Origin of the sequence: Zavarzinia compransoris, from assembly GCF_003173055.1 — a bacterium.
Lineage (GTDB): Bacteria > Pseudomonadota > Alphaproteobacteria > Zavarziniales > Zavarziniaceae > Zavarzinia > Zavarzinia compransoris.
Map to the genome: position 1 here is coordinate 22,296 of NZ_QGLF01000009.1, position 20,437 is coordinate 42,732.

Genomic DNA, 20,437 nt, shown 5'->3' on the forward strand with positions numbered 1-20,437 from the left:
AAATTGCGAATTGCGCGGACGGGCGACGGTTTCTGGTCGTCTGTCAAAGCAGTGTCAAGGCACTGTCACGGGCGGCGGCTATGGTCCCGCCATTGTACCCGCTGCTGTCTGGTGCGTCATGTCGCTTATCTCTGCTCTCGGCTCGCTGTTCTCGCCCTCGAACCTGATCTCGTCGCTCTCGGCCACCCGGGCGACGGAGGCGGTCGCCGCGACTTCGGCGCGCGTGCCCCAGCCGGTGCCGGCGCCGACCGGCGTCGATGCTTTCGTTGCCTTCGTCGAGGATGTCGGCACCCGCGGCAGCGAGATCATCCCGCTTCCCTCGCCCGAACTGATCCTGCGGCCGAGCGGGCTGCTCGGCGCCGGCGGCCTGCTCGACGACCTGCTCAGCAGCCTCGACTATCTGGCGGCGGTGCCGGTGCTCGGCTTCATCACCTCCGACGTGCTGCGGCTCAGCGGGCGCCACGACAGCCTCAATCACCAGCTGAGCAACCTGCTGGCGCCGCTCGGCGACATTTATTACCTGGGCCGCCCGCTCGGCGGCGGCGATGCCGGCTATCTCGGCTCGGTGCTCGACTTCATTCCCGACAATCTGGCGGGGACGCCCTATGTCCCGGCGCCGGCGGAAAAGCCGCTGACCGATCCGGCGCGGAAATATTCCGTCATCCTGCTGCCGGACACGCAATATTACACCAACGGCCCGCTGGCGGTGATGCCCCTGGGCAGCCCGGACATGGTCAAGCTCCAGACCCAGTGGATCGCCGATCATATCGACAGCGAGAACATCGTTTTCGTCAGCCAGCTCGGTGACGTCGCCGACAGCGCCCGCTCGGTCAAGCAGTATCAGATCGCGGACGAGGCGATGTCGATCCTCGACGGCAAGGTCGCCTACAGCGTGCTGCCGGGCAACCACGACTTCTATGCCCAGTCCCAGGTCTCCGTCACCGATACCGACCCGCTTCAGGCGTTCAGCCCGAACTACCTGGAATTCTTCGGCCAGGACCGCTTCCGCGCGCAGGACGCCGAATGGTACGGCGGCACCTCGCCGAACGGCATGTCGAGCTATCAGTTCATCCAGATGGGCGACAAGACGTTCCTGCACATCGCCCTCGAGAAGAAGAACCTGAAGATGTCGCTGCCGTGGGCGCAGCAGGTGATCGATACCTACAAGGGCATGCCCACGATCATCTCGACCCACGCCAACATCACCGACGAGGGCGACGGCATCTCGATCACGGACTACGGCCCCGACATCGGCGGCCGCGACCTGGAGAACGGCCAGTTCCTGTTCGATTACCTGGTGAAGGACAATCCCCAGGTCTTCATGATCAACAACGGGCATTATTCCCGCATCGGCGCCGGCCAGGACAATGCCGGCGAGATCACCCGCACCGGCATCAACAGCGCCGGCCAGCCCGTGATCGAAGTCCTGTCCGACTATCAGTTCCGCCCCTATGGCGGTGACGGCTATTTCCGGCAGATCGAGTTCGAATTCCGCGACGGCAACGACATCATCGCCTATCGCACCCTCTCCGCCGTTCCCGGCAATCCGGAAGAGATGGACGAGAACAGCCGCTTCGCCTTCGAGAACATCGATTTCGACGATCCGACCCGCTTCACCAGCTTCGCCCGCCCGGACAGCCGGACGCTCGTGCTCGGCGATGCCGAGGTGGTGGAACTGTCCAGCAACGGCGCCGCCACCCTGACCGACGGCGCCACCGTCTTCCGCGATCCCGCGGCCAACAGCGAATCCCAGGTCCTGCTGCGCTTCGGCGAGATCGACCGCCTGCCGGCGGACGCCCGCATTCTGTCCGCCGTCCTCGTCTTCGAGACCACGGACGGCGGCGACGGCGCCCATCTCTACCGCATGGCGCAGGGCTGGGGCGCCGGCGCCACCTGGGCCGGCTTCGGCGGCGACGGCGTGCAGCCCGGCGACGAGGCCGTCGCCGTGGCCCCCGACTGGCGCTATTTCGACGGCCAGGCGGCGGTCGACCAGGGGGTGATCCCGGTCACCGACGACAGCCCCTATGTCGGCGACTATCCTTACGGCTTCCTGGTCGACTGGGACGGCACGGCGGCGCCGGGCCGCACCGTCGGCAACAAGGTCTATGTCGACGTGACCCAAAGCGTGCGGGCCTGGGTCGAGGGCGGGGAAGGCAACAACGGCTGGGTCCTGACCGCGCCGCAATCCTCCGGCCAATGGGGGATGGAGCGCTATCACCTCGACGGCGAGGATGCCTGGGGCTTCGCCGCCACCGGCGATGGCGCGCCCCGGCTGCTGATCGATTACGTCGGCGGCGACACCGAGCCCGAGATCGCGGTGCCGGCCACCGATCTGACCGGCGACGGCAAGGCGGAAATCGTCTGGACCGGTTCCGGCAACAAGATCCAGCTCTGGTCCGAGGCGGACGGCAAGGTCGCCAAGACCGCGGTCAGCGACGGCGGCAAGGGCACGCCCACCCCGCTCGCCTTCGGCGACATCGACGGCGACGGCCTCGCCGACCTGCTGTTCCGCGACGGCACGGGCAAGGTCAGCGTGCGCACCGGCGAAACCGGCGGCAGTTTCGCCGCCGCCCGCAATCTGGGCAATGCCAGCGGCCTTCAGGCCCTGGCCCTGGCCGATATCGACGGCGACGGCACCGAGAACATCCTGTGGCGCGGCGCCGACGGCACGGTCCACGCCTGGCAGGACAAGGGCAGCGGCGATGCCGCTTCGGCCAGCCTGTCGAAACAGGCCCCGGCCGGCTGGCAGATCGTCGGCGTCGGCGATTTCGACGGCGATGGCACCGACGACCTGCTGTGGCAGGACAAGGCGAACAGCAGCCATCACCTGTGGCGGATGAACGGCCGCACCGTGGTCTCGGACACCGCCGTCGAGGCGCTGGGCGCGGGCCAGACGGTGCTGGCGACCGGCGATTTCAACGGCGACGGCATGGCCGACATCGTCGCCGGCAAGGCGGATGGCAGTTTCTCGGTGGTGCTGCTGGACCGGGGCACGGCGGTGGCCAGCGCCGATTACGCCAGCCGGGGGGCGAAGTGGCGCATCGTCGGCGTCGATGACTATTCGGGCGACGGCCGCGACGACCTGCTCTGGCACAATGCCATCAACGCCCAGGTCGACACCTGGACCATGGCCGGCACCGAGCGCCAGCTGACCACGCAATTGGGCACCCAGTTCGCCGATTGGACCACGCGCGGCGCCCTGATGGCCTGAACGGGATGACGGCACGTAAAAAGGCGCCGCCGGCCGGGGGCGCCAGGCATGCGCATTGAACCGCCGCACAGCGCCTGGCGGGCGCTGGCCGTCGTCGCGCGCCATCACCGGCGCGACCTCGATGCCGAGGGCATCCTTCATGCTGTCACCGGCGACCGCACCGCGGGCACGCCCGAGGCCATGGCGGCGGCGGCCGCCGGCGTCGGCTTCGAGGCGGAAATCCGCGCGGTCGCCGCCGCCGACCTCGGCGCCTGGGCGGCGGGCTTTCCCTGCCTCGCCTTCCTGGCGAACGGGCAGGCGGTGGTCCTGTTGCGCTGCCGGGCGGACGGCCGCGTCACCATCATCGATCCCCTGGCCACCACCGGCGCGCCCCTGGTGATCGAGGGCGCGTCCTTCGCCGATCATTACGGCGGCACCCTGCTGCTGCTGCGCCCCGGGGCGGCGACGGACGAGGCGGAGGCGGGCTTCGGCCTGTCCTGGTTCCTGCCGGCGATCCTGCGCGAGCGCGCCCTGCTGACCCAGGTGGCGATGGCGGCCCTGCTGCTGCACCTTCTGGGGCTGGCGGTGCCGGTCTATTTCCAGCTCATCATCGACAAAGTCCTGGTCCACGCCGTGTCCTCGACCCTGGCGGTGCTGACCATCGGCGTCGTCGGCGCCCTGCTGTTCGAAGCCTTCTTCACCTTCATCCGCCGGCAATTGCTGATCCATGCGACGACCCGGATCGACCTTCGGCTGAGCCTGAAACTGTTCGGCCACCTGGTCGGCCTGCCCCTGACCTTCTTCGACCGCCTGCCGACCGGGATCCTGGTCAAGCATCTCGCCCAGGCCGAGAAGATCCGCGAATTCCTGACCGGCCGCCTGTTCGCCACGCTGATCGACGTCACCGTGCTCGTGGTGCTGCTGCCCTTGCTGTTCCTCTACAGCTTCTGGCTGACGCTGGTGGTGCTCGGCTTCGCGGCGGCGATCGGCCTCGTGCTGTTCCTGGTCATGCCGGTGTTCCGGGCGCGGCTGTCCCGCCTTTATGCCGCGGACGGGCGCCGCCAGGCCCTGCTGGTCGAAACCATCGGCGGCATGGCCACGGCCAAGGCTTTGGCGCTGGAGCCGCGCCTTGCCCGCGACTGGTCCGATCTCTCGGCCGAGACTGCGGCCTTGCGCCGCGGCGTGGCCAGTCTTTCGGCCTCGGTCGGGGTCGGCACCGGGCTGATCGAGAAACTGATGCAGGTGGCGATCATCGCCATCGGCGCCCTGCTGGTCTTCGACGGGGGCATGTCGGTCGGCGCCCTGGTCGCCTTCCAGATGCTGGCGGGCCGGGTTCTCGGCCCGCTGTCGCAGCTGACGGGGCTGATCAGCGAATTCCAGGAGACCCTGCTGTCCGTCCGCATGCTGGGCGAGGTGATGAATGCCCCGCCCGAACGGCGCGCGGGGCAGTCCGGGGCGCGGCCGCCGATGCGCGGCCATATCGAATTCGATGCCGTCACCTTCCGCTATCCGGGCGTGCTGCGGCCGGCCCTGGACCGGGTCAGCCTCAGCCTGCCGGCGGGGGCGGTGGTCGGCATCGTCGGCCGCTCCGGCTCGGGCAAGACCACGCTGACCCGGCTGATCCAGGGCTTTCATGCCGCCGAGGAAGGCGTGCTGCGGATCGACGGCGTCGATGTCCGCGCCATCGACCTCGCGCATCTGCGCCAGAACATCGGCACCGTGCTGCAGGAGAATTTCCTGTTCCGGGGCACGGTCCGCGACAATATCGCCATGACCCGGCCCGAGGCCCCGGTCGAGGACGTGATCGCCGCGGCCGAATTGGCCGGCGCCGCCGATTTCATCCAGCGCCTGCCCCAGGGGCTGGACACGGTGCTGGAAGAGGGCGGCAGCAATCTTTCCGGCGGCCAGCGCCAGCGCATCGCCATCGCCCGCGCCCTGCTGCGCGCCCCGCCGATCCTGCTGTTCGACGAGGCGACCAGCGCCCTCGATCCCGAAAGCGAGGCGAGCGTGCGCGCCAACATGCGCCGGATGGCGGAGGGGCGCAGCGTGCTCATCGTCTCGCACCGGCTGTCGACCCTGGCGGATGCCGACCTCATCGTCGTCATCGACGACGGGCGGATCGTCGATGTCGCCCGCCATGCCGTCCTGCTTGAACGCTGCGATATCTATCGCCAGCTCTGGCAGGGGCAATCGGCATGATCGCGCGCCTTGCCGCCGCCGCCGTCCGGCTGCGCGACCGCCTGGTGCAGGCGTTCGAGACCCTGGCGCCCGAACCGCCGCCCGCGCTCGCCTATGGCACGCCGGCGGCGCGGCTCGAACACCAGGGGCCGCACGGCCTGCTCATCGCCGTCTGGTGGGGGCTGATCGGCCTGCTCTTCGTCACTTTGCTGTGGAGTTTCGTCGCCCGGCTCGACGTCGTCGTCGGGGCGACGGGGCGCATCGTGACCACGACGCCGCTGATCGTCGTCCAGCCGCTGGAGACCGCCATCGTCCACGATATCGCGGTCGAGGCGGGGGAACGGGTCCGCCGCGGGCAGGTGCTGGCGACCTTGGACGCCACTTTCACCGCCGCCGACGTCCAGCGCCTGAGCCGGCAGAAGGCGGCGCTCGAGGCGCGTCTCGCCCGGCTGACGGCGGAATTCCAGGAAACCCCCTTCGTGCCCGAGGGCGGCGATCCGACCGGCGCCGTCGCCATCGAACAGGCGATCCACGACCGCTGGCAGGCGGAACGGCTGGCCCGCATCGCCGCCTTCGACGGCCAGGAAGCGCAGCTGAAGGCGGCGATCGAAACCCGCCGCCGCGACGAGACGGTGCTGCGCGAACACCTGTCGGTGCAGCAGGAAATCGAGCGCATGTATGCGAAGCTGGCGGAAAACCAGCACGGCTCGCGGCTGCTCCGCCTTCAGGCCCAGTCCGAGCGCCTGACCATCGAGCGGCAGTTGACGCTCTCGGTCAACGAAGTGGCGGAACTGCTGTTCCGGCAGGAGGGCCTCGCCGCCGAGCGCGACGCCTATATGGCCGGCCAGCGCCAGCAATTGGGCGAGGCGCTGGCCGCCGCGCGCCGCGAACTCGACGCGGTGGTCGAGGAATTGAGCAAGGCCGAGCGGCGGAACGCCCTGGTCTCCCTGACCGCGCCGGCGGATGCGGTGGTGCTTGAAATCGCCCATCGTTCCGTCGGCTCGGTGATCCAGGCGGCGGAGCCGCTGTTCACCCTGGTCCCGACCGGGGTCCCCCTCGAGGCCGAGGTCTGGATCGATCCCGCCGACGTCGGCCGTCTGCGTCTCGGCGACGGCGCGCGGATCAAGCTCGACGCCTATCCGTTCCAGCGCCACGGCGTCGCCCGCGGGACCTTGCGCATGGTCTCCAGCGATGCGGTCACCCGGCCCGATGCCCCGGCCGGCGCCGGGACCTATTACCGCGCCCTGATCGATGTCGATACCGAGACGATGCGCGGCCTGCCCGGGGCCGACCCGCTCCGCCCCGGCATGACCGGTACCGCCGAGATCCTGGTCGGTGACCGCCGCCTGATCGATTACATCCTCGACCCCATCCTGAAGGGCCTGGACGAGGGCCTGCGCGAGCCGTGACGCCGCCGGTCCACCGGAAGGTGGATTGTCGCCGCCGCCCTCCCTGGCCGAGGCTTTCGCCATCGCCCCAGCCTGAAGGAAGAGGGAACATGACGCCGAAAGCTGTCCACCTGCCGAACACGGCAACGCCCGAGGAAATCTCCGCCGCACTGCGCGAGCACGGCTACTGCATCGTCGACGATCTGGTGCCGGCCGAATTGATGGACCGGATCGATGCGGAAATGGGCCCCTATGTCGATCATTCGCTCTACGGCGACGACGGTTTCGTCGGCAAGCTGACCAAGCGCACCGGCGCCATGATCGCCCGCTCGCCCGCCGCCCGCGAACTGATCATGAACCCGACCGCGATCGGCACCGCCGGCAAGTTCCTGGAAAAGGCGACCACCTTCCAATTGCACCTGACCCAGATCATCAGTGTCTTCCCCGGTTCCAAGGCGCAGCCGATCCACCGCGACCAGGTGGCCTGGGACTTCTTCCCCTTCCCCAGGGACTACGAGGTCCAGTGCAACCTGCTCTGGGCCATGACCGATTACACCGAGGACATGGGCGCCACCCGCGTGGTGCCGGGCAGCCACCTGCTCGACGACCGGGAATATGCGATCGAGGACAGTATCCCGGCGGAAATGACCCGGGGCTCCGCCCTGTTCTATACCGGCAAGGTCTATCACGGCGCGGGCGAGAACAAGTCCGACCGCCTCCGCCAGGCGATCAACATCACCTATGCCGTCGGCTGGGTGCGCCAGGAGGAGAACCAGTATCTAACGACGCCGCTCGAGATCGCCCGCACCCTGCCCGAGGACCTGCTGAAGGTCATGGGCTACCAGATGGGCTGTTTCGCCATGGGTTACGTCGGCGATTTCGAGGACCCGATGACCGTGCTGCACCCGCCGCAGGAGCGCCGGGTGCTGAATACCGACATCATCAAGAGGAAGGCGTCCGAGGCGATGGACGCGGACAAGCTCTTCCGCGATAGCACCGCCGCCTGAGCCCGGGGAAACGCCATGATCATCCGCACCAATCCCGATGTCGGCTATCTCGGCGCCGATATCTTCGACGCCTTCGCCTTCCGCCAGTCGGTGAAGGCCGGCGACACTTATTATTATGCCGGCGTCGCCCCCCTGAAGGGCACGCTGGACAGCCTCGAACTGGTGGGCAAGGACGACATGACCGCCCAGTTCAACTATATCCTCGACGTGATCGACGCCTGCCTGAAGGCGGACGGGCTCGACCGCAGCAAGCTCGCGACCTGGACCTTCTACACGACCGACATCAAGGCCTTCATGGAAGTGATGCCGGGCATCCTGGGGCCCTGGGTCGGCGAGCACCGGCCGTCCTCGACCACGGTCGAGGTGCGCGCCTTCGTGCACCCGGACCAATTGCTGGAAATCACCGCGACCGCGGTCGCGGCCTGAGCGGGAGGCGGCGATGCTGGCGTCTCTCCGCGGCAAGAGCGTGATCGTCACCGGCGGCACCAAGGGGATCGGCCGGGGCATCGTGCGGGGCTTCGGCGCCGCCGGGGCCCGGGTGCTGGTGGTGTCGCGCAACGGGGCGGAGGCCGGGGCGGTGGCGGCCGAGGTCGCCGCCGCCGGCGGCACCGCGGCGGGCTTCGCCGCCGACGTCTCGACACCAGAGGGCAACAAGGCGATGGTGGAGGCGGCGGTGGAGCTTTACGACGGCCTCGACGTGCTCTGCGCCAATGCCGGGATCTATCCGGCAGCCCGGATCGAGGAGATGACGGTCGAGGATTTCGACCATGTCATCGCCACCAACCTGCGCAGCACCTTTCTCTCCACCGCCGCCGCCATCGGCGCCATGAAGGGGCGGGGCCGGGGGCGGATCATCATCACCTCGTCGACCACGGGGCCCAGTACCGGCTATCCCGGCTGGGCCCATTACGGTGCCTCCAAGGCGGGGCAATTGGGCTTCATGCGCACGGCGGCGATCGAATGCGCCCGCTACGGCATCACGGTGAATGCGGTGATCCCGGGCGCGATCATGACCGAGGGCCTGGCGGAACTGCCCGAAGCCTTTCTCGACCGCATCACCGCCGCCCTGCCGCCCAAACGCTTCGGCACGGTGGACGAGGTCGCCAACGGCGTCCTCTTCCTGGCCAGCGACGAGGCGTCCTATGTCACCGGACACGCGCTCGCGGTCGACGGCGGCATGACCCTGCCCGAATTCGAGATGGCCCTCGACGACAGTGCAAGCCTGACCTGAAGGATCCGCCCCGCCGCCCTTCGGCCTGCCCGGCCTCGGTCTCCGAGGCCGGGTTTTTTATGGCCGGTGATCGGATGTGACGATGATTTGGCACATGGATTGCATTTTCCAACTGGTCCAGTTTGCAACAAGCACGGTGAAAGACAGGGGGGGAAAGACAGGGGGAGACGCGGGCCGGGCCCCAGGGCCGGGCGCAAGGATTTCGGTGCCGGCGTATTGGTGAAGGAACTTGTCCCATGCAGATGGTCGAGGATTGCCTGTCTACCGCGATGATCGACGAGACCCTGCGCTTCGCCGCCTCGTCCCTGCATGCCCCGGCGACGATCTTCTGCTGGCTCGACCCCAACCAGCGCATCGCCCAATACCAGACCACCGGCATTCCGCCCTGCATGATGGACGATTATCTCGACGGCCGTTATGTTCATGATCCGCTTAACGTTTACGAGATCGTGGGCGGCACGCGCGACGTTGCCTTCCTGGCCACCGAGCGGACCTGCCGGCCGGAGGCCAGCAACCGGATGCACGACCAGTTCCTGCAACGCTACGGCATCCACGACGAAGTGGATTTCATCTTCCGCCTCGACGGTGACGCCTTCGCCCTGCTCGCGGTCCTGAACGGCCCGGCGGAGGACAGTTTCGCCGACCGTTTCTTCAACTGGGGCGCGATGCGGGACTATCTGGAGTTCACCTTGAAACTGCACCCGCGGGTGCGGCGCGCCCGCCAGGACATGATGCTGGCCAGCCGCTTCGGCCTCACCCCGCGCGAGATCCAGGTGGTGGATCTGCTCAAGAACGGGGCATCGAATCTGGCTGTTGCCCAGATCATGGGCATCGGCGTCGCCACCGTGAAAACCTATGTCATCAATATCCTGAACAAGCTGGGCGTTGAGAATCGGGCGGCGATCATCGCCTTTCTCGCCCAGATGAAATTGGCCTGAGCGGTCGGGCCTGCCGAAAAATCAGGCAGGGGCGCGTTTCCGTTTGTAATTAAGTGAATTACAGGCCGGGCCGGCGCTCCCGGCGCCGCTTCCACCGGAAGGTGGATTGCGGCCTCCCTCCCCCGGGCTTCACGCTTCAGGCGTCGACCAGCGAGGGAAGGGGAAGCCGTCCGATGAATGCCATGCCGATCGCCGCCGACCCGGTGCCGGGCCCGATACCGGTGCGGAATGCGCCCGGGGCCGAGGCGGCGCCCGCCCGCTGCCTCGACATCGTCGGCCTGTCGAAGCGCTTCGGCGGCGTCTATGCCGTGCGCGGGGTTACGCTGCGCTGCGCCGCCGGCGAGATCCTCGGCCTCATCGGCCCGAACGGCGCCGGCAAGAGCACGCTGATCAACCTGATCACCGGCACGCTGCGCCCCGACACGGGATCGGTTACCATGAACGGCCGTTCGCTTGCCGGCCTCGGGGTGCCGCAATGCGCCCGGGCCGGCGTCGGCCGCACCTTCCAGAACATCCGCCTGTTCGCCCATCTGACCGTGCGCCAGAATGTGGAAGTGGCAGAGACCACGGCCGCCCGCCACCGCGAGACGAACGAACTGCACGAAATCGACGCCCTGCTGTCGCGCATGGGCCTGTCGGCGCTGGCCGGGCGCCTGGCGACGACGCTGCCCTACGGCTTGCAGCGGCGCCTGGAGATCGCCCGCGCGCTGGCGCTGGCGCCCGACTACCTGCTGCTCGACGAGCCGGCGGCGGGCATGAACGACGTCGAATCCGAACAATTGGTCGACCTCATCCAGCAGATCCGCGAGGACTTCGGCTGCGGCGTGCTGGTGATCGAGCACGACCTGCGCTTCATCCGCCGGGTGTGCGAGCGGGTCGCCGTGCTGCACATGGGCGAGATCCTGACCATCGGCACGCCCGAGGCGGTGCTGGAAGACCCCCGCGTGATCGAAGTCTACATCGGCGGCGGCGGCGATGACGAAACGGCCTGAGCCCACCCCCCGGACCAACAGGAGCGTAGCGATGAAGCGTAATGACTGCACGATGTGGCTCGGCCTTTGCCTCGCCGGTCTCGCCCTGCCGGCGTCGGCGGCGGAAACGATCAAGATCGGGGCGCCGGAATCGATCTCGGGCGATTGGGCGCCCTATACCGCCGCCCACGGCCTGCGCTGCATGGCGGAACTGGTCAACGAGGCGGGCGAGTTCAAGATCGAGCTGACCGTGAAGGACAGCAAGAGCGAGCCGCAGCTGGCGATCGCGCTGGCCCAGCAGATGCTGGACGACGGCGCCGTCGCGGTGTCCGGCACGCCCGCCTCCGACAGCCTGATCCCCATCGCCCAGCTCGCCGAAGGTTACAATGCGATCACCTTCTCGGCCATGAACACCCAGGTCGAGATGTTCGCGACCGGGCTCGGGAATTTCGTGACGACGGCGGTTCCCGATCCCTTCAATGCCGCGGCCACGGCCAAGGTCGCCTACGACCAGGGGGCGCGCACCGCGGTGCTCTTCGTCTCCGATGCGGCGGGGACCTGGACCCGGGCCCTGCCCGGCTGGTTCGGCGACGTGTTCGAGAAGCTGGGCGGCAAGGTCACCGGCACCATCGAATATCCCGGCTTCGGCATCACCGACTGGTCGCCCTTCATCTCGAAGCTGAAGACCATGAACCCGGTGCCGGACGCGGTCCACATCTCGTCGATCAACCCGGATGTCGGCGTGCTCATCCGCCAGCTGCGCGCGGCGGGGCTCGACACCATGGTGCTCGGCTCCGACGGTTTCGACGACGTGACCCTGGCCAGCGTCGCGGGCGGCGCCGCCAATGTCGACGGCAAGGTCTTCTTCGCCGCCCACGGCTTCGCCACGCCGGGCGGCGCCCTGGCCGGCTTCCAGGCCGAATGCGCCAAGCGCGGTTACGAGATCAACGGCGCCTTCTTCGGCCTCGGCGGCGATGTGATCAAGCTGCTGGTCGGGGCGGCCAAGGCCGCGGGCTCGACCGATCCGAAAGCCATGCTGGACGCGATCTATACCAAGGGCCCGTTCGAGATCATCACCGCGCCGACCATCTCCTTCGACAACCCCTGGCATTACCCGGTGAAGGAAGTGCCGGTCATGGGCTTCAAGGACGGCAAGACCTATCTCGTCTCGGCCACTGTGCCGGCCGACGTGCCGCACTTCAAGAAGTGACGCCGATGCTGGAATTCGACGGCGTCGCCATCAACTACGGCCCGGTCAGCGCCGTGCGCGGCGTCTCGCTGACCGTGGCGCGGGGCGAGATCGTCGCCCTGCTCGGGCCGAACGGGGCGGGCAAGACTTCGCTGCTGTCCGCCGCCATGGGGCTCCGGCCCCTGGCCGCCGGCAGCATCCGTTTCAAGGGCGAGGACCTGCGCAAGCTCGACACCGAGAACCGCGTGCGCCGGGGCCTGACCCTGACGCCCGAGGGGCGCAAGGTCTTCTCCAATCTCACCGTGCTCGAAAACCTCGAACTCGGCGCCGCGACCCGGCGGAAGGGCCCGGCGATGCAGGCCGACATCGAGATGTGCTTCGACCTGTTCCCGATCCTGGCCGAACGGCGGGACCAGAACGGCGGCAGCCTGTCCGGCGGCGAGCAGCAGATGCTGGCGATCGCCCGCGCGCTGATGTCCCGGCCGGCGCTCCTGATGCTGGACGAACCCTCGCTCGGGCTTGCGCCGCGCATCGTCGGCCAGATCTTCCGGCTGATCCGCAGCCTGCGCGACCGCGACCTCACCATCCTCCTGGTCGAGCAGAACGCCCATGAGGTGCTGCGCTTCGCCGACCGCGCCTATGTCCTCAGCACCGGCGAGTTGCGCTATGCCGGGCCGGCCGCGCGCCTGCAGGACAAGGGCGCGCTGATGCAGGCCTATATCGGCGAACTCGTCGCCTGATCCCGGGGAGACCGCGATGGACTATCTGATCGAACAGGCCCTGAACGGCTTCAGCATCGGGGCGCAATATTCGCTGCTGGCGCTCGGCCTCGCCATCGTCTTCAGCGTCATGGGCCTGGTCAATTTCGCCCATGGCGAATTCATCGGCGTCGCCGGCTATGCCATGTTCGCCATGGCCGCCATGGGGATGGACAACCCCTGGCTCCTGGTGCTCTTCGCCGTCGCCACCGTGGTGCTGGTGGCGCTGGTTCTGGAACGGGTGGCTTTCCGCTCGGTGCGGAACGCGCCACCCACCACCGGGCTGCTGACCGCCTTCGGCGTCGGCATCATCCTGCAGAACCTGTTCCTGCTGATGGTCTCGCCGCGGCCGAAGGCGGTGCCGGCACTGTCGGTGCTGAACGAGCCGGTGCCGATCGGCGATTTCAATTTCACCATCCTGCAATTCCTCGAGGTCGGGGTGACCAGCGTCGCCATCGTCGGTCTCGTCTGGTTCCTGAGGGGGACGCGGATCGGCCTCGCCATGCGGGCGGCGGCGCTGGATTTCACCACGGTGCGGCTGATGGGCATGCGGGCCAACCGGGTGATCGCCACCGCCTTCGCCATTTCGGGCCTGCTCGCCTCGATCGCGGCGATCTTCTTCATCGCGCGCCGCGGCGCCATCGATCCCTTCATGGGGCTGTTGCCGGTGCTCAAGGCCTTCGTCGCCTGCGTGCTCGGCGGTTTCGGCAGCCTGCCGGGGGCGGTGGTCGGGGGCCTGCTGCTCGGCTTCGTCGAGGTCGCGCTCATCGTCGCCCTGCCGGACCGGCTGGCGGGTCTGCGCGATGCCTCGGTGTTCCTGATCGTCGGCGCCATCCTCGTGTTCCGGCCGCAGGGCATTCTCGGCCGCCGGGTCGAACTGGGAGACAAGACCGCATGAATACCATCGCCTTTGCCACCGGCCGGCGCGAGGGCGCCGGTCTCGACCCGCGGTTTCTGGCGAACCTGCGCGGTTCCTTCTATCTCGCGGTGCTGGCGGCGGCCATCGGCCTCGTGGTCATGGCCTTCGGCAGTCCCTTCATCGTGCGCCTGACCGCGACCGCCTTCATCAACCTGATCGCGGTGGTCGGCCTCCAGATCTTCATGGGCAACGCCAATGTGGTGAACATCGGCCATGCCGGCTTCATGGCCCTGGGCGCCTATTTCACCGCGATCTTCGCGACGCCGGTCATGATCAAGGCCAGCATGATCCCGAACGCGCCCTTCGGCCTTGCCGGGGTCGAGGTCGGGGCGCTTTACGCCTTCGTCTTCTCGATCGGCCTGACCACGCTGGTCGGCCTCGTCACCGGCCTCGTCCTGGTGCGCCTGGCCGGCATCGCCGCAACCATCCTCACCATCTCGATCCTGGTGATCGTGCAGGGCATCCTGGTCACCTGGACCGATCTCTTCCGCGGTGCCCAGGCGTTCTTCGGCATTCCGAAGGTGGTCGGCCTCGGTCTCATCATCGTCGCCACCATGGCGGTGCTGGTGGTCGCCAGGATGTTCAAGGGCTCGCGCGCCGGGGTGCAGCTGCGCGCCAGCGCCACCGATCCCCTGGCGGCGGAAGCCATGGGCGTCGACGTGAAGCGGCTGCGCCTTGTCGCCTGGGTGCTGGGCTCGGCGGTGGTCGGCTGCGCAGGCGCGCTCTATGCGCTTTATGCCGGCACGATCAACGCCCGCGCCTTCTATTTCCACACCGCCTTCCTGACCCTGGCCATGGCCATCGTCGGCGGCATGCGCTCGGTGACCGGGGCCATGGTCGGGGTGGCGCTCCTGACCGTGCTGCTCGAACTCATCCGCGTGGTCGAGGGCGGGCTGGTGATCTTCGGCGTGCAATTGCCGGAAATGCTGGGTCTGTCGGGGCTGATGCTCGGGGTCGTCATCGTCGGCGTCATGTGCTTCCGGCCCGACGGCTTCATGGGCGGGCACGAGATCGAGGAGGCGCTCAGTGCCCTTCGCCAACGCCTCTCCGGCAAAGGCAAGGGCGCGTGACATGCTGAACGGCAAGGTCGCGCTGGTCACCGGGGCCGGCCGGGGGATCGGCCGGGGCATCGCCAGCCACCTGGCGAACCTCGGTGCCCGCCTGGTGCTGGTCAGCCGCACGCCGGGCGAGGTGAACACCCTGGCGGAAGAGATCGTGCAGGCCGGCGGCAGCGCCCTCGCTGTGGCGGGCACCGTGTCCGATCCCGCCTCGGTGGAAGCGGTGCTCGATGCCGCCTATGGCGCCCACGGCCGGCTCGACATCGCGGTGAACAATGCCGGGATCGTCGAGGACGCGCATTTCCTCGACATCACGATGGAAAGCTGGGACCGGGTGATCGGCACCAACCTGACCGGCACCTTCCTGGTCATGCAGCGCGCCGCCCGGCGGATGAAGGCGCATGGCGGCGGTGCCATCGTCAACATCGCCTCGATCGACGCTCAAGGCTACGACGGGCCCCAGGCGTCCTATGTCGCCTCCAAGGCCGGGATCGTCGGCCTGACCCGGGATGCGGCGACCGCGCTCGCCCCCTTCGGCATCCGGGTGAACACGGTCAGCCCCGGCTGGGTGCGCACCAGGATGGTCGAGGACTTCCTCAGCCCCGAACAGCTGGACTACATGCTGCATCGCTTCGCCCGCGTGCCCATGCGCCGGCTGGTCGAGATCGGCGAGGTGGCGGCCGCCGTGGCCTTCCTCGCCTCCGACGCCGCCTCGGCCGTCACCGGCATCGACATCCCGGTCGACGGCGGCACGCTGGCGACCCTCGGCGTCTATGAAAGCCTGCCGGCCTGAGGAGCGCCGGCCTATCGCCCCTGCCATTGGGCCGCGCGCTTCTCGCGGAAGGCGGCGACGCCCTCCCGCTTGTCCGCGCTGCCGAGGGTGATGGAAAAGGCCTGGCGTTCCAGGACATGGTGCAGGGTCAGGGGCGTCTCCAGGGCGGCATTGATGCTGAGCTTGGCCTCGGCGATGGCCAGGGGTGCGCGATCGGCCAGCCGCCGGGCCAGGGCCAGGGCCGCGGGCAGGACCTCGTCCGGCTCGACCACATCGGTGATCAGGCCCGCGGCCTTCGCCTCCTCGGCATCGAGCGCATCGCCGAGAAGGACGAGGCGCATGGCCCGCGCCCGGCCGATCAAGCGCGGCAGAAGGGAAGTGCCGCCGGCGCCCGGGATGATGCCGAGGTTCAGTTCGGGCTGCCCGAAGCGGGCGTCGCGCCCCGCCACCGCCAAATCGCAGCACATCAGCAATTCATTGCCCGCGCCCAGGCACCAGCCGTTGACCGCGGCGACGATCGGCTTGCGGATGCCGCGGATGGCGGTCCAGTGGCGGACCCGCGCATCATCGAGCCCGCCGCGGGCATCCTTCTCCGCCAGTTCGTCGATATCGGCGCCGGCGGCGAAGACCTCGGGGCCGCCGGTCAGCACGAGGCAGCGGATGTCGCCGTCCTGGTCCGCCGCCGTCAGCGCCGCCGCGACGGCGGCGAGCACAGCAGTCGACAGGGCGTTGCGCCGCTCGGGCCGGTTCAGGCGAATCAGCCTGACACCCGGTTGCGGCATCTCAGTGACGACATGGTGTTCGGACATTGATTTCCCCCGGTTGATGCCTCGGGGTTAATTATATGTCCGATCGGTCAATGAATTCAACGGCACCGGTCAGGCGGACGGCGGAAGATCCGCGAGCCGGTCAAGGCCGGGGCTGCGCACGCCGTTCAGGAAGATCTCGCTCACCAGGGCGGCGAACTGGCCCGAGGTCATGGGGCCGTCTTCGCCGAACCAGGTATAGGTCCAGTTCAAGCTGCCCAGCAGGATCAGGCCGACGGCGGTGCTGAGCTTCGGGTGATGCAGCGCTTCGGTACGGTGCAGTCGCGAGACCAGGGTCGCCATGTCGTGGACCATGTCGCTCTGGGCCTTGCGCAGCGATTGCTGCTGCTCCCCGTTCAGCGCATTGGTTTCCCGCATCAGGATGATGTGCTTCTCCCGATTGCGGACATAGGTCTTCATCAGGGAGTCGACGAGCCGGAGGAATTTGCCCTCGTCGCTGTCGCCGCTGTCCATGATACCCTTGACCAATACTTTCAATCCATCGACGTGCTGATGCAAAAGGTCGTAAAGGATCTCGGCCTTCTCGCTGTAATAGTGATAGATCAACGCCTTGCTGATACCGCATTGCTTTGCGATCATGGCAATCGACGTCTTGTCAAACCCGACCGATGCGATCAGGTGCGCAGACTCTTCGAGTATGCTCTGTCTTTTCTCGTCGTAATTTTCTGAGCGCGGGCGAGCCATTTTTCTCTTTTCTCATTGTAGTGCGATCGGGGTAGCAACGATCGGGGCAGCAGCGATCGGGGGATCGGCTACTGCGCAGGGGGCGGGGTGATGGCGAGACGTTGGGGGAAGTCTCCCCGCTTCATTCATTCTCCGTTGGAATATGTCTTTTCTAATTCTGGCGGCTTCTGAATGAACGGTCGGCCGATAAACTAATTCCCACAAAGACACGGGGAAGATCAGTCGAAACCGGCGGACCGGTCGTCGGCCGGTACAGACTGATGATACCCAACCGATGGTCCCTACAATCCATAATGGATTAACCGGCCGATCGGTTCAAGAACACAGGCGCCCAAAGGCGTCACGTATAAAGGGGGGTACAAGCGGTATGCGACCCGGCATAACGTTGGCGGAAAGCCTTGGGCTTGCCCGCATCAGCCTATTTTTGTCCAAGGCCTCGCGACGAGCCCCCCGATGGTGGGGGCCGGCGGTTCTGGCCTGCGCCCTGGCCGTGCCGGCCCATGCCGGGCCGGCGCCGGTGCGGGACTATCCCGACAATCTGTTCGGCATCGCGCTGGCGGCGGATGGTGCGGCCATCGCCACCGGCTATCACGGTGCGGTCAAGCTCTCGGCCGACGGCGGCCAGGCCTGGACCGCCGGGGAGAGCGGCACCGCCGATCTGCTGCGCCGGGTGACATGGCTCGACGGCGGCCGGGCTTTCGCGGTCAGCCACCGCGGCCGGATCCTGGCGTCCGACGACGGCGGCCGGCGCTGGCAGACGGTCCACCGGGAAGAGGGGCTCTATCTCCGCGCCATCGATTTCGCCGACGACGCCAGCGGCTGGGCCGTCGGCCACAACGGCGTGATCCTGCACACCGCCGACGGCGGCCGCAGCTGGGCCACCCAGGCCCTGTCGGATTACAAGGGCCGCGACCTGCCCCGTCTCGGTGCCGTGGTGGCGCTGGACGCGCGGCGCGCGGTCGCGGCCGGCGAATTCGGCGTGATCGCCGCGACCGAGGATGCGGGCGCGACCTGGCGGGTGATCACCGAACAGGTCTATCCCACCCTGCTCGATCTCGCCATCGTCAAGGACCGGGGCTATGCGGTCGGCCTCAACGGCACCCTGCTGTCCCTCGGCCTCGACGGTGCCGGAACCTGGCAAGTCTCGCCGGTCGAGACCGGGGGCGTGCAGCATCTCCTTGCCGTCGCCCTCTCGGCGGACGGGGGGACCGGCCTGGTCGGCGGCAACGGCGTGCTGTTCACGGTGACGGGCGCCAAGCTGGCCCCGGCGGCGGTCGCGCCCGAATTTCCGCTCGGCTATGCCTGGATCGGCGGCGTCGCCATCGGCCGGGGCGGGCAGGCGGTCGCCGTCGGCCAGGGCGGGGTCGTGCTGCGCGCCGACCGGCCGGAAGGGCCGTTCCTGCCGGCGGCCACCGGGCCGTTCGCCATCCAATCCCTCACTGAAACCGATCGGGTGCCGCAATGATTGCGACGAGGATAGCCGGTTTTGTGCGCCGTCGTTCGGCGTTGATCGCGGGCTCGATGGTGCTGGTGACGGCGTTTCTGGGCTACATGTCGTTTTCGCAGCTGTCGCTGAAGGTGGTGCTGGAGGCGATGCTGCCGGTGCATCACCCGAACGTGGAGCTGATGGCGAAGTTCGGGGCGCAGTTCGGGGGGGCGAACACGACCCTGATCATGGTCGAGAACACCGAGGGCACGGTCTACAACGAGAAGTTCATGACCGCCTACAAGCGGGTGGCGGACGAGATCTTCTTCCACCCCTCGGTGCAGCGCCACCTGGTGCAGGCGCTGACCCTGCGGAAGACCAAGGCGATCGTGGGCTCGGCCGGGCGGATCGACATCAATGCCATCGCCTGGCCGGACCTGCCGCGCACGGAAACAGAATGGGCCAACTTCCAGGCGGCGGTGAAGGCGCAGTACCGCGGCCTGCTGGTCTCGAACGACGAGAAGGCGGGGATGATCATCGCCGACTTCAAGGACGAGACCGATTACGCCACCCTGGTCACCTTCATCGAGGGGCTGGGGGCGCAGGAAGCGGCCAACGGCATCAAGGTCCATATGGTCGGGCGGCCGATCCTGCTCGGCACCATCTACAACGACCTGGGCGCCACCTTGCTGCTGGTCGCGATCTCCCTGGTCTTCTCCGGTCTCATCCTCTACGTCTACTTCCGCTCGTGGATGGGCGTGCTGATCCCGATGCTGACCGCGGGGGTGGGGACGCTGTGGGGCACCGGCGCCATGGCGCTGGTCGGCTATAATCTCGATCCGCTGCTGATCATCCTGCCGGTCTTCGTCTTCGCCATCGTGCTGTCGCACTGCGTGCAGTTCATGTCGCGGGTGTTCGAGCGGCTCCAGCCCGGTGTCGCCATGGGCGACGCGGTGGTCGGCGGCCTGGCCCAGGTCTTCGTGCCCAGCCTGACGGCGATCGTGGCGGCGGCGGGCGGCTTCTTCGTCCTCGTCATGATCGGCGTGCCCTCGCTGCAGGCGCTGGGCATCATCTGCGGTGCCTGGCTGCTGGCGATCGCGCCGGCGCTGATCTTCACGGCCTCGCTGCTGTGCCTGATGCCGCGGCCGAAGCGCTTCCGCGCCCGCACCACCTGGGTGGAGACGGTCTGGAAATACGCCCGCTTCGACCGCTACCCCCGGGTGGTGATCGCGGTCACCGTGGCCTGCCTGGCGGTGGGCGTGTTCGGGGCGCGCTTCGTCGTCATCGGCGATGCGGTGGGCAGCCCGATCCTGTGGCCGGACGCGCGCTACAACCAGGACAATGCGCTGATCAACGAGCGCTTCGCCGGCGTCGGCACGGACACCATGATGGTCTATGTCGAGGGCCCGGACGAGACCATGATCCAGCCCGCGACCTATGCCGCGATCGAGGAACTGTCGCGTTATATCTGGCAGCACGAGCCGAAGGCGCGCCATGCGCTGTCGATGGTGCCGATGGTGCAGGCGGTGAACCAGGTGCTCTACGAGGGCGATCCGTCCTATGCCATCGTGCCGGAGACGGTCGACGAGGTGGCGTTCAACGTCTACCTGTTCTCGTCGAAGGGCGAGCCGGGCGACTTCAAGGCCTATACGGACGAGACCTGGAAGATCGGCAACATCATCGTCTCGCTGGACGACAAGACCGGGTCGACGGTGAAATCCGTGACCTCCCTGGCGCGCGACTTCATCGCCTCGATGCCGGCGCTGCCGAACGGGGCGAAGCTCCTGGTGGCGGGCGGCCAGGTGGGCATCGCGGAAGCGGTGAACACGGAGATCGAGACGACCAAGGATGCGGTGCTGATCGCGATCGTGCTGTTCATCGCGGGCTGCATCTTCCTGGCC

17 protein-coding genes are annotated in these 20,437 nt (G+C 67.9%); 15 read left to right on the forward strand and 2 right to left on the reverse strand.

Annotated features, from left to right (window positions below):
- The first annotated feature begins 118 nt into the window (after positions 1 to 118).
- From DKG75_RS22310 to DKG75_RS22370, 13 genes are all read left to right on the forward strand, one after another.
- Positions 119 to 3,211, forward strand: coding sequence for an FG-GAP-like repeat-containing protein (locus tag DKG75_RS22310; RefSeq protein WP_109923412.1), 3,093 nt, complete (start codon positions 119 to 121; stop codon positions 3,209 to 3,211).
- Between the two features lie 48 nt (positions 3,212 to 3,259).
- Positions 3,260 to 5,389: a peptidase domain-containing ABC transporter gene (locus DKG75_RS22315; protein WP_109923413.1), complete on the forward strand. Its 2,130-nt coding sequence runs from the start codon at positions 3,260 to 3,262 to the stop codon at positions 5,387 to 5,389.
- Positions 5,386 to 6,777: an HlyD family type I secretion periplasmic adaptor subunit gene (locus tag DKG75_RS22320; protein ID WP_109923414.1), complete on the forward strand. Its 1,392-nt coding sequence runs from the start codon at positions 5,386 to 5,388 to the stop codon at positions 6,775 to 6,777. Before DKG75_RS22315 ends, DKG75_RS22320 begins: the two co-directional genes overlap by 4 nt.
- Positions 6,778 to 6,866: 89 nt before the next feature.
- Positions 6,867 to 7,763 (forward strand): phytanoyl-CoA dioxygenase family protein, encoded by an 897-nt coding sequence (locus tag DKG75_RS22325; RefSeq protein ID WP_109923415.1) that lies wholly within the window; start codon positions 6,867 to 6,869, stop codon positions 7,761 to 7,763.
- Between the two features lie 15 nt (positions 7,764 to 7,778).
- Positions 7,779 to 8,189: a RidA family protein gene (locus DKG75_RS22330; RefSeq protein WP_109923416.1), complete on the forward strand. Its 411-nt coding sequence runs from the start codon at positions 7,779 to 7,781 to the stop codon at positions 8,187 to 8,189.
- Between the two features lie 13 nt (positions 8,190 to 8,202).
- On the forward strand, positions 8,203 to 8,994 hold the full coding sequence (gene fabG, locus DKG75_RS22335) for a 3-oxoacyl-ACP reductase FabG (protein ID WP_109923417.1): 792 nt from the start codon (positions 8,203 to 8,205) through the stop codon (positions 8,992 to 8,994).
- Positions 8,995 to 9,230: 236 nt separating this feature from the next.
- Positions 9,231 to 9,932 (forward strand): helix-turn-helix transcriptional regulator, encoded by a 702-nt coding sequence (locus DKG75_RS22340; protein ID WP_109923418.1) that lies wholly within the window; start codon positions 9,231 to 9,233, stop codon positions 9,930 to 9,932.
- A 173-nt stretch (positions 9,933 to 10,105) separates the two neighbouring features.
- Positions 10,106 to 10,924, forward strand: coding sequence for an ABC transporter ATP-binding protein (locus DKG75_RS22345; protein WP_243746571.1), 819 nt, complete (start codon positions 10,106 to 10,108; stop codon positions 10,922 to 10,924).
- A 31-nt stretch (positions 10,925 to 10,955) separates the two neighbouring features.
- A complete protein-coding gene (locus DKG75_RS22350) occupies positions 10,956 to 12,113 on the forward strand; it encodes an ABC transporter substrate-binding protein (protein ID WP_166646549.1) in 1,158 nt (385 codons plus the stop codon).
- A gap of 5 nt (positions 12,114 to 12,118) precedes the next feature.
- The gene (locus tag DKG75_RS22355) at positions 12,119 to 12,832 is read left to right on the forward strand and encodes an ABC transporter ATP-binding protein (protein ID WP_109923420.1); all 714 of its coding nucleotides are present in this window, start codon (positions 12,119 to 12,121) and stop codon (positions 12,830 to 12,832) included.
- 16 nt (positions 12,833 to 12,848) lie between these two features.
- On the forward strand, positions 12,849 to 13,748 hold the full coding sequence (locus DKG75_RS22360) for a branched-chain amino acid ABC transporter permease (RefSeq protein ID WP_109923421.1): 900 nt from the start codon (positions 12,849 to 12,851) through the stop codon (positions 13,746 to 13,748).
- The gene (locus DKG75_RS22365) at positions 13,745 to 14,839 is read left to right on the forward strand and encodes a branched-chain amino acid ABC transporter permease (RefSeq protein ID WP_109923422.1); all 1,095 of its coding nucleotides are present in this window, start codon (positions 13,745 to 13,747) and stop codon (positions 14,837 to 14,839) included. Before DKG75_RS22360 ends, DKG75_RS22365 begins: the two co-directional genes overlap by 4 nt.
- A gap of 1 nt (position 14,840) precedes the next feature.
- Positions 14,841 to 15,620, forward strand: a complete 780-nt coding sequence (locus DKG75_RS22370) for an SDR family NAD(P)-dependent oxidoreductase (RefSeq protein ID WP_109923423.1) — start codon at positions 14,841 to 14,843, stop codon at positions 15,618 to 15,620.
- 11 nt (positions 15,621 to 15,631) lie between these two features.
- On the opposite strand, the gene DKG75_RS22375 is transcribed toward DKG75_RS22370, so the two are convergent.
- Positions 15,632 to 16,408 carry an enoyl-CoA hydratase-related protein gene (locus DKG75_RS22375; protein ID WP_109923424.1) on the reverse strand — a complete coding sequence of 259 codons (777 nt, stop codon included), beginning with the start codon at positions 16,406 to 16,408 and terminating at the stop codon, positions 15,632 to 15,634.
- A gap of 69 nt (positions 16,409 to 16,477) precedes the next feature.
- On the reverse strand, positions 16,478 to 17,110 hold the full coding sequence (locus DKG75_RS22380; RefSeq protein ID WP_109923425.1) for a TetR/AcrR family transcriptional regulator: 633 nt from the start codon (positions 17,108 to 17,110) through the stop codon (positions 16,478 to 16,480).
- A gap of 424 nt (positions 17,111 to 17,534) precedes the next feature.
- Here DKG75_RS22380 and DKG75_RS22385 point away from each other — a divergent pair, with 424 nt between their 5' ends.
- Together DKG75_RS22385 and DKG75_RS22390 are read left to right on the forward strand one after the other, a co-directional pair.
- A complete protein-coding gene (locus tag DKG75_RS22385) occupies positions 17,535 to 18,575 on the forward strand; it encodes a WD40/YVTN/BNR-like repeat-containing protein (protein ID WP_166646550.1) in 1,041 nt (346 codons plus the stop codon).
- Positions 18,576 to 18,598: 23 nt separating this feature from the next.
- On the forward strand, positions 18,599 to 20,437 hold a 1,839-nt coding region (locus tag DKG75_RS22390), incomplete at its 3' end, for an efflux RND transporter permease subunit (RefSeq protein WP_170131908.1).

Coding starts and splice junctions, on each gene's coding strand:
- DKG75_RS22310 (WP_109923412.1), top strand. CDS start 119: ATGTCGCTTATCTCTGCTCTCGGCTCGCTGTTCTCGCCCTCGAACCTG.
- DKG75_RS22325 (WP_109923415.1), top strand. CDS start 6,867: ATGACGCCGAAAGCTGTCCACCTGCCGAACACGGCAACGCCCGAGGAA.
- DKG75_RS22350 (WP_166646549.1), top strand. CDS start 10,956: ATGAAGCGTAATGACTGCACGATGTGGCTCGGCCTTTGCCTCGCCGGT.
- DKG75_RS22360 (WP_109923421.1), top strand. CDS start 12,849: ATGGACTATCTGATCGAACAGGCCCTGAACGGCTTCAGCATCGGGGCG.
- DKG75_RS22340 (WP_109923418.1), top strand. CDS start 9,231: ATGCAGATGGTCGAGGATTGCCTGTCTACCGCGATGATCGACGAGACC.
- DKG75_RS22365 (WP_109923422.1), top strand. CDS start 13,745: ATGAATACCATCGCCTTTGCCACCGGCCGGCGCGAGGGCGCCGGTCTC.
- DKG75_RS22320 (WP_109923414.1), top strand. CDS start 5,386: ATGATCGCGCGCCTTGCCGCCGCCGCCGTCCGGCTGCGCGACCGCCTG.
- DKG75_RS22315 (WP_109923413.1), top strand. CDS start 3,260: ATGCGCATTGAACCGCCGCACAGCGCCTGGCGGGCGCTGGCCGTCGTC.
- DKG75_RS22345 (WP_243746571.1), top strand. CDS start 10,106: ATGAATGCCATGCCGATCGCCGCCGACCCGGTGCCGGGCCCGATACCG.
- DKG75_RS22330 (WP_109923416.1), top strand. CDS start 7,779: ATGATCATCCGCACCAATCCCGATGTCGGCTATCTCGGCGCCGATATC.
- fabG (WP_109923417.1), top strand. CDS start 8,203: ATGCTGGCGTCTCTCCGCGGCAAGAGCGTGATCGTCACCGGCGGCACC.
- DKG75_RS22375 (WP_109923424.1), bottom strand. CDS start 16,408: ATGTCCGAACACCATGTCGTCACTGAGATGCCGCAACCGGGTGTCAGG.
- DKG75_RS22370 (WP_109923423.1), top strand. CDS start 14,841: ATGCTGAACGGCAAGGTCGCGCTGGTCACCGGGGCCGGCCGGGGGATC.
- DKG75_RS22380 (WP_109923425.1), bottom strand. CDS start 17,110: ATGGCTCGCCCGCGCTCAGAAAATTACGACGAGAAAAGACAGAGCATA.
- DKG75_RS22355 (WP_109923420.1), top strand. CDS start 12,119: ATGCTGGAATTCGACGGCGTCGCCATCAACTACGGCCCGGTCAGCGCC.